Annotated in this window: 6 protein-coding genes; 2 read left to right on the top strand and 4 right to left on the bottom strand. The window is 72.7% G+C overall.

The features are described 5' to 3' along the window. Positions 1–769: NAD(+) diphosphatase (gene nudC / locus ACOADB_RS19905; RefSeq protein WP_378602544.1), on the bottom strand; the 769-nt coding region annotated here is incomplete at its 3' end. 39 nt (positions 770–808) lie between these two features. Here nudC and ACOADB_RS19900 point away from each other — a divergent pair. Then, positions 809–1,312 (top strand): OsmC family protein, encoded by a 504-nt coding sequence (locus tag ACOADB_RS19900; RefSeq protein ID WP_378602471.1) that lies wholly within the window; start codon positions 809–811, stop codon positions 1,310–1,312. 20 nt (positions 1,313–1,332) lie between these two features. Here ACOADB_RS19900 and ACOADB_RS19895 read toward each other — a convergent pair whose 3' ends face one another. The 3 genes from ACOADB_RS19895 to ACOADB_RS19885 are packed head-to-tail and all read right to left on the bottom strand — an operon-like array spanning position 1,333 to position 8,296. Next, complete coding sequence (locus ACOADB_RS19895; RefSeq protein WP_378602468.1) at positions 1,333–4,596, bottom strand: ATP-dependent DNA helicase; 3,264 nt, start codon at positions 4,594–4,596, stop codon at positions 1,333–1,335. Then, positions 4,593–7,829 carry an ATP-dependent helicase gene (locus ACOADB_RS19890; protein WP_378602465.1) on the bottom strand — a complete coding sequence of 1,079 codons (3,237 nt, stop codon included), beginning with the start codon at positions 7,827–7,829 and terminating at the stop codon, positions 4,593–4,595. The genes ACOADB_RS19895 and ACOADB_RS19890 overlap by 4 nt, the downstream gene beginning before the upstream one ends. Before the next feature lie 44 nt (positions 7,830–7,873). Then, complete coding sequence (locus ACOADB_RS19885; protein WP_378602462.1) at positions 7,874–8,296, bottom strand: cupin domain-containing protein; 423 nt, start codon at positions 8,294–8,296, stop codon at positions 7,874–7,876. 626 nt (positions 8,297–8,922) lie between these two features. Here ACOADB_RS19885 and ACOADB_RS19880 point away from each other — a divergent pair. Then, the coding region (locus ACOADB_RS19880) for a hypothetical protein (RefSeq protein ID WP_378602459.1) at positions 8,923–9,223 on the top strand (301 nt) is incomplete at its 3' end.

The following is a 9,223-nucleotide window of genomic DNA, read 5'->3' as shown; positions in this document are numbered from 1 at the left end:
CGTCGTCCTCGAGCCGGATCTCCTCCGACGTCGCTCGGCCGTGGAAGCCCAGCATCAGGCTCGACGGGAGCGGCCAGGGCTGGTTGCCGAAGTAGGTCACCTCGCCGACCTCGACGCCCGTCTCCTCGAGCACCTCGCGTCGTACGGCGTCCTCCAGGCTCTCGCCGGGCTCGCAGAAGCCCGCGAGCGTGGAGAACCGTCCCTCGGGCCACGCGGCGCCCCGACCCAGCAGGCACCGCTCGTCCTCGCTGCCCGGCTCACCGGCCGAGACCAGCATGATCACGGCCGGGTCCGACCGCGGGAACTGCGGCTTCCCGCAGGCGTCGCACACCAGTTCATGGCCAGCCGAACGCGACGACAGCGTGCCCCCGCAGCGCGGGCAGAACCGGTGCGCCCAGTGCCACTCGGCCAGGCCGAGGGCGTGGAACACCAGCGGCGCCTGGCGAATGGACTCGCCGGCCAGGAACGGGAGCAGCCCGCGCAACGGCAGCCACGTCTCCCCTTCCACCTTCGCCAGGTCACCCGGGGCGATCACCGCCCACCAGGTCGTGCCGTCCCGCTCCCCCAGCAGCACGCGTACGCCGTCCGGGGCATCAGCAGCGGGGACCCACTCCAGTCCGTCCGGCCCGGGGCGGACTCGGGTTCCGGCGACGACCAGGACGCGGCTGGCGGGATCGGCCCACCGATCGGCCAGCCAGGACTCGTCGTTGCGGTGCAGGCCGTGGCGTTCGTGGGCGGCGGCCGCGAGCGCCAGGTGCGGAAAAGTCACACCTGCAGACTAGTGAGCGCATCCACGCGATGATCAACCATGGATGCAGCAGCGCTCCGGGCCGCGCAGGCCCCGCTCAAGGAGACGTACCGGTCGGACCCCGCCACCGCGAGGATCCCCACCAGCGCGCGAGGCGACTACCGCGATCCCGGTGTGACGGGCACGGTCGACGGCTTCGCCGGTCCGGTCCGGGCCGGTCTCCACAGCGCTGCCGGCGGTGACGGCACCGATGCGTGCTCGGCCGACCTGCTCCTCGAGGCGGTGCTCGCCTGCGCCGCCGTGACGCTGCGCGCCGTCGCCACGTCGATGGGCGTCGAGATCCGCGACGCCCGGCTCGCCGCCGACGCCTGGTGGGACGCGCGCGGCACCCTCGGGGTCGACCGGCAGGCACCCGTCGGCGTCCAGGACATCGTCGTGACGCTCACGCTCGACACCGACGCGGACGATGCCACGCTGGGCCGCCTGGCCACCGCGACGGAGCGCTACTGCGTGGTCGGGCAGACCCTCGCCACTCCGCCCGCGATCCGCGTCGAGCGCGCCTGAGGGCAGGCCCACCCAGCGATTCAGCCGAGCAGCTTCTCGATCTCCTCGCGGTCGGCGAGGTCGTCGTGGACGACCAGCTCCCCGCTGCGCACGTAGTAGAACGCCGCCCGCACCTGCTCGACCGGCAGGTCGTGGAGCTCGGCCCACGCGAGCCGGTAGATCGCCAGCTGCAGCGGATCGGCGTCCTGGCGGGCGTTGGTCTTCCAGTCCACGACGAGGTACGACGACCCGCCCTCTCCCGCACCATCGGGCTCGAGGTAGACGGCGTCGATGCGCCCCCGCACCAGCTGCTGTGCGCCGCCCTGGGTGCCGAGCACGAGGGCGAACGGCGCCTCGATGGCGTGCGGGACCCGGGACCCGAACGGTCCGGTCTCGAAGGTCGCGATGAGCTCCTGGAGGTCGGCCTCGTCGTCGATACCGGCGTCGGCGCGTCCGGCGAGCTCGTCGGGGTCGAAGAGCCCCTGCTGGCCGAACCGGGCCTCGACCCAGGCGTGGAAGCGGGTGCCGAAGCGGGCCGCGGGTGCGGGCGGACGCGGCATCGGGCGGGCGAGGTCGCGGGCCAGGCCCTCGGGGTCGTCCCGCAGTCGTCCCATCGCCGTCGCCGAGAGCGAGGCCGGCAGCGTCACCACGACCTCGGTGCCCGCGCCCCCGGCCGCCTGCACGCGGGCCTCGGCGAGCAGCTGCTCGATCTCGGCATCCCACTCCGCGACGCGCGCACTGGCCACGAGGTCCAGGTCGTCCTCCTCGGCGTCGGGGTCGGCGGCGCGCACCAGCTCGGCGGCGGCCAGCCGCAGGCGCGCCTCCTCGCCGAAGCCGTCGGCCGGCCAGGGCCGGGAGGGATCCTCGGCGTCGTAGGGATTCGCCGAGCCCTTCTCGGGCCGGGTCAGCCACGGCTCGGGCGCCAGTCCCCACTCGGCCAGCAGCGCGCGCACCGTCTCCTGGTAGGAGGACGGTCCGTAGGGCGTCTTGCGCGGTCCCCACTGGAACGACGTGACCGACAGGTGGTGGGCGGCGCGGGTGAAGGCGACGTACCCGAGGCGCAGCTCCTCGTCGGCCTCGTGCGCCTTGGCCCGTTGCCGGTAGTCGTCGAGCGCGGCCTTGTCGAAGCCCTCCAGCTGCGGCAGGTCGCCGGCGTCACCGCGCAAGGGCGCGGGAAGCACCGACGGCGAGGAGACCCACAGCGTCCGTCCCTGGCTCGACGGGAAGCGGGACTCCCCGACACCCACGCAGTAGACCGTCTCCCACTCCAGGCCCTTCGAGCGGTGCACCGTGAGGAGCTTGACCGAGTCGGCCTCGGTGGGCGTCGCCACGTCCAGGCCGTTGCCCTGGTCGTCCTCAGCAGTGAGGTAGGCGAGCAACGCAGGCAGCGTCACGTCGCCGTCGACGGCCTGGAAGTCGGCGACGGCCTTCACGAACAGGTCGAGGTTGTCGCGTCGTGCCGCGGCCGCGGGGCTGGTCGACGAGGCGAGCTCGACGTCGACACCGGTGACGTCGATGATCCGGCGGACCAGGTCGAGCAACGGCTCGCCCACGGCCGCGCGCAGCAGGCGCAGCTCGTCACGCAGCAGGCCGAACCGGGCCAGCGCCTCCTCGGAGTACTCGGCGTCGCCGGGGTCGGCGAGGGCGTCGTCGAGGCACGGGATCTCGGCCGGATCGATGCCGTCGGCGATGGCGACCAGCTGCGCGGAGACCGACACGGTGTCGTCGGCGCGGCCTCGCCGGCCGGCGTGCTCGCTGGCCCGTCGACCGAGCAGGCGCAGGTCGCGCGGCCCGATGGCCCAGCGCGGTCCGGCGAGCAGGGTCAGCAGCGCGGCGTTGTCGGTGACGTCGTGCAGCAGCCGCAGCGTGGCCACGATCTCGGCGATCTCCGGCAACCGCAGGAGTCCGGAGAGACCGACGATCTCGACGGGGATGTTGGCGGACGTCAGCGCGTCGAAGACGAGCTCGGCGTGCGCGTTGTCGCGGGTCAGCACGCCCGTCTTCGCCCAGTCGCCGGGCTCCCCACCCCAACCGGCACGGATCGAGGACGCGAGCCACGCCAGCTCGTCCCGCTGCGTCTCGAACACCTCGGCCGTGACGAGGCCGTCCACGGCATCGTCAGGTGCGCGCAACCGCGCCACCCCTGCGCCGCGCGCTTCCAGGGCGTCGTACAACGGACCGGCGAGCCGGCTCGCGACGTCGAGTATGCGGCGGTCGGAACGGCGGTTGATGGTCAGCGGGTGCGTGCGGGACTCACCGTCCGCCGCCGGGAAGGTCTCGGCGAAGTTGAGGATGTTGGCGACCGACGCACCACGCCAGCCGTAGATCGCCTGGTTCGGGTCGCCCACTGCGGTGACCGCGTGCCCACGCCCGTCGACCTCACCGGAGAACAACCGCGACAGCATGATCGCCTGCGCGACCGACGTGTCCTGGTACTCGTCGAGCAGCACCACCTTGAACCGCCCGCGCTCGATGGCGCCGACCTCGGGCCGCTCGGCCGCCAGCCGTGCACCGAGCTCGATCTGGTCGGAGAAGTCCATCAGGCCCAGGTCCCGCTTGAGGCCGCGGTACGACGCCACCAGCTTGAGCAGGTCGGCCCGCCGGTCGATCGCGGACATCGCCTTCTCGACCGCCTCGACGTACGTCTTGCGCGCCTTGCCGGCCAGTTCCGCGTCGCGGGCCCGCTCGAAGCCGCGGCGCGCCTCGGCGTCGTGCGCGAGCACCTGGCTCGGCGCCACGAGGTGTTCGCTCATCGCCGAGTCGAGGGCGAGGAGGTTCTGGATCGCCGTCTCGGGGTGGTCGGTCAGGTGATCGATGTCGCCGGTGAAGCGGTCGATCGCCCGGGCACCCAGCTGGTAGCGCGCGGCGTCGGTGATGACGCGGGTGTCGGGCTCGTGCCCGATCCGCAGGCCGTGGTCGGTGAGGAGCGTCGCCGCATAGGCGTTGTACGTCGCCACGGTCGGCTCCAGCACCTCGTCGGCGTCCTCGCCGCCCACGGTGAGGTCGAGTGCTCCCGCGTCGCGCAGCGCGGTGCGGATCCGCTGGCGCAGCTCGGCGGCAGCCTTGGTCGTGAAGGTCAGGCCGAGCACCTCCTCGGGACGCACCTGACCAGTGAGCACGAGGTAGACCACCCGCGAAGCCATCAGCGTGGTCTTGCCCGATCCGGCGCCGGCGATCACGACCGCCGGCCGCAGGGGGGCGCTGATCGCGGCCCACTGCTCGTCGCTCGGCGGGAACTTCGCCTGCATCGCCCGCTGCAGGTCGGCAGGGGTGTCGAGCTTCATCGGCGGTCGGGTCGACGTCATTGCGCGACCACCGCCCCGGCACTCTTCGCGGGGCACAACGGCACGAACGAGCACGTACGGCAGTGCTGGCCGGCCACGGCCGGGAAGTGTTCCCCGCGGATCAGCGCCGCGGCGTTCGCCAACCGCCCACGGAGGTCGTCGCGCTCGGGGCCCTCCTCGGCGTGCACCGGCTGCTGCTGCACCGTCGCCGCCATGCCGCCGTCCACCAGTCCCAGCTGCACCAGCTCGGCGCCGCCGGCGGTGTGCGCCGGAGCGGCCGGGTCGGTGTCGAGCGCGCCGTGGTCGACGGCGAACTGGTAGAGCGCGAGCTGGACGTGTCCCTTGACCGAGGTGTCCGACGGTTTGTTGCGGCCCGTCTTGAGGTCCACCACAACGACATGCCCGTCAGCGTCGAGCTCGACCCGGTCGGCGTACCCGGTCAGCTGCACGCGTTCGCCGTCGGGCAGGTCGACCACCGTTGAGAACTTCGCCTCGCGGTCCACCAGTTCACGCGGGTTGGACTCGTGCCATTCCACGAACCGCTCGAGCGCCGCGCGGACACGTTCGTACTCGCGCACCTTCGACCACGGCGTCCGGAAGTCGAGGCGGTCCCACACCTCGTCGACGTACGCCATCAGGGCCGCCGGGTCGGGCGGCGCGTCGCCCGCCGCCACCCGTTCGGCGAGGGCGTGCACGAGCTCGCCGAGGTTGGCCGACTGGTGGGCGCGACCGACGCCGCCGGCCTCACGGGTCAGGAACCACTGCGTCGGACACACGGCCAGCGAGTCGAGCATGCTCGCGGAGACCGGCACCGGCTGGTCCTCGGCGCGGATCGGCGTGGTCGACACCGTGACCGCGCGGGTGCCCCACCAGGTGGCGGGATCGGCGGCAGGCGCCAGGGCCCGGCGTCCGACCCATTCCTGCGCGAGGCGGGCGAGGCGACGGGCCGCAGCAGCGCGCAGCGGCTCCTCCGTCGCCGGGTCCGCGACGGTACGGCGCAACTCCGCCACCAGGCCGTCCAGGGACAGCGGCCGCGGCGGACGACCGACGACGTGCTCGATCGAGCTGCCGAGTTCCTCGATGAACCGGGACGGCTGCTCGCCCTCGTCCTCGCTGGACTTCACCGCGGTGACGACGAGGCGCTCGCGAGCACGGGTGCACGCGACGTAGAACAACCGCCGTTCCTCCATGAGCAGCTCGCGGGTCGAGACTGGCGGAAGCAGCCCGTCGGTCCCGATCCGGTCGGCCTGTAGCAACGTCGAGCGACGCCGCAGGTCGGGCCAGCCCTCGGCCTGGACGTGCGCAGCCACCACCAGGCGCCATTCCAGGCCCTTGCTCCGGTGCGCCGTCAACAGGCGTACGGCGGCGCCGCGTGCGCCGCGGTCCGCCAACGTGTCGGCGGGGATCTCCTGCTGCACGAGGCCCTCGAGGAACGGCGCCACACCCTGGTGTTCGCGCCTCTCCCCGGATCGCACCGACACGTCGAACAGGGCGCAGATCGAGTCGAGGTCACGATGGGCGCGACGCGCCGAGCCGCCACCTGCCTCGACGTACCGGCGCAGCCGTTGCGGCCAGTTCGTGCCCGACCACACGGTCCACAGCAGGTCCTCGGCGCTCGCGCCGGCGTCGAGGTCCGCTCGCGCCCGGGCCAGCAGCGTTGCCAGCGCACGGGCCTGTCCCGCCTCGGGTGTGTCGAGCCCGTCGAGGAACGTCGCGTCGACCACGGCCAGCCGCACCAGCTCCCGCGAACCGCGCGGCGTCCCGCCCTCGGCCTGGGCGACGTCCTTCTCCCGCTGGCGCAGCACCCGTGCGAGGCGTCGCACGTCGCCGGCGTCGAGGCCGCCGAGCGGGCCGGTCAGCAACGCCTCGGCGCGCCCGACGTCGACGTACTCCACGTGCGAGGGGTCGGTGTTGTCGAGGTTCACCACCGCGCGCAGGGCGTCCAGCAGGGGCAGTACGGCGGGGTCGCGGACCAGGGGCACCTCGTCGCGCGCCACCTCGACCGGCACGCCGGCAGCGCCGAGCGCCCGCCGCAGCGGGCCGATGCTGGCACGTCCCGAACGCACGAGGACGGCCATGTCGTCCCACGCGATGCCGTCCTCCAGGTGGGCACGCCGCAACAGGTCGGCAAGGTGTTCGGCCTCGGCCCGCTCGGTGTCGAAGGTGCGGACCTGGACGAGGCCCCGTCCGTGCGGACCCGTCTCCGCGATCGGCGACAGGAAGAGCTTGCGGGCGTCCTCGCTGATCGTGCCGGGCAGCCCGATCCGGCCGGCGACGCGTTGCGCGGGCGCCATGATGCCGGGCCCGAAGCGACGGATCGTGCGCAGCGCGACGACGTCGGCCGGTGCTCCGTCGCGGCGCGGGAAGGACGTCGGGAACTCGAGGATCCCGCGCACCTCGGCGCCGCGGAATCCGTAGATCGACTGGTGCGGATCGCCCACGGCAACCAGGTCGCGGCCGTCGCCCGCGAGGGCCCGGAGCAACGCCACCTGACCGGGATCGGTGTCCTGGTACTCGTCGACGAACACGTGCCGGAACTGCGCACGCAGCTCGTCACGGTGCACCTCGGCCTCGATCACCGCGCGACGGATCAGGTCGGCGTAGTCGGTGGCGCCGAGGCTGTCGAGCGAGTCGAGGTACTGCTCGAGGAACAGCCCGGCGGCGACGTACTCGTCGATCCCCTCGGCCTCGCCGAGGGCGCGCAGGTCCTCGCCCTCCAGTCCCTTCTCGCGAGCGCGCGCCAGGACGGCGTGCACCTCGCGGGCGAACCCGCGCGTCGACATCGCCTGCCGGAACCGGTCGGGCCACTGGACCGACTCGGGATGGTCGGCCAGCAGCTCGCGGAGCACGACGTCCTGCTCGGGCGCCGAGAGCAGGCGCAAGGGCGCTTCGTAGAGCTCGGCCGGCGCGTACCGACGAACCAGCGCGTAGGCGAACGAGTGGAAGGTCGAGCTCAGCTGGGGACCGGTGGTGCGCCCCAGCCGGGCGCTCACCCGGTCGCGCAGCTGGTCGGCGGCCTTGCGCGAGAAGGTCAGCGCGAGCACCTGGTCGGGGCGCGCACCGCGACCCTCGATCCGCTCGACGATCGCCTCGACCAGGGTCGTGGTCTTGCCCGTGCCGGGACCAGCGAGGACGAGGAGCGGCCCACCGCCGTGGTCGACGACCTGGCGCTGGTGCTCGTCGAGCACCGGTGCCGGTCCGGCCGCGGACGGCACGGCGAGGCGATACCTGGCCTGTCCGCTCCCCTGCTCCACGGGCGTCACTCAACCATCCCGGCCCGACACATCCCCGAGCGGCGTCACACCAGTTCGAAGTCCGCGAAGTCGAACCCGGGCGACACCAGGCAGCTCACCAGCGCGTCGGCATCCGACGGCAGGGTCCGCTGCCACACCCCCGCCGGCACCAACCCCTGCGGTACGTCGGCCCCGACCACCAGGCGCGACCCGCCCCTCACATCCGGCCCAGCATCCGGCACCGCCCCGTCCCCACCGAGCTCGACCGTGACCACTCCCTCGTGTGCGAGCCAGATCTCGTCGGAGGCCACCCGGTGCCAGGCCGACGACTCCCCCGCCGGCAGCAGGAAGTAGATCAGCGTCGCCGTCGGCCGCACCCGCCCGTCGGGCAACGTCACCATCTCCGGCGACACCCACGTCTGCCGGTACCACCCACCCTCCGGGTGCGGCTCCAGGTCGTGCAGGACAGCAAGCGCAGGGCGATCCATGGAGACAAGTCTGCCGGGCGAGGCGTCGGGTATCGAGGTGGTCCCTCGAGGGCGCTTCGGGTCGCCGTCGTCGGCGTCAATCCGCCAAACCGCAGGGCGTGCAACAAAGGTCGACGCCGGCGACGGGGACCCGCTCCTAAGCCAGCGAGGGACCACCTCAGGGCCCGACGCCTCGCACACGCACAGGCAAGAAAAAGGTGAAGGGCCCTCGTGAGTATGAGTCACAAGGGCCCTTCGGTTGATCGGTACTGGTGACGCTCCCGATCGATCTCCTTCTGCATCCGATCCCACTCGCCTCGTCACCCGGCTCGTGCGGCCAGCGTCCCCGTGAGGGGCCGCCTCACCTTCACCCCGAAGGGTTCCGGTAGGGCCGTTTGGATCTTTGCCTTCCGGCGATCCCGCTCTCCCGGAGGAGTGCGTGGGAGAAGTTCTACGCCGGTCCAGACAAGCTTGGCAAGGGGTTTCCTCGCGGTTTCACCAATGTTTTTCGTCCTCCACCGGTTGTCGGCGTGTCGTCCACAGACACGCCCGGCGCCCTCCACAGAAACACCGCGTTCCTCCCCAGACCAGCGGTATGCCTGTGGAGGAATGAGTACGACGACTCAGTGCGAATGAGTCGTGCGGTCATGCCTGCCTGGAGGCTCGTCTGGCTGAATGGATCCATGCGCTACGCCGATCCCGCCCTGTGCCCCGACTGCCGGTCACCCCTGCCCACAGGAGTTCCGGTCTGCCCCACGTGCCAGCTGCTCGTCCGGCACCCCCTCGCCGTCGACCTGTTCCGCACGCTGCGTCGCGCCGACGAGCTGGTGGTGGAGCTGCGCACGGCGAGCACCGCGTTCCACGGCCAGCCGGCCGCCCCGGCTCCCGCGGCTGCCCCGGCCGCCGCGACCGCGGCGCCGCTCGGCGGCCCGCTGGTCCCCCCGGGCG

Source organism: Nocardioides sp. CPCC 206348, assembly GCF_048654705.1.
GTDB lineage: Bacteria > Actinomycetota > Actinomycetes > Propionibacteriales > Nocardioidaceae > Nocardioides.
The sequence above is the reverse complement of the archived record's forward strand: the minus strand, read 5'-3'. Positions and strand labels throughout refer to the sequence as shown.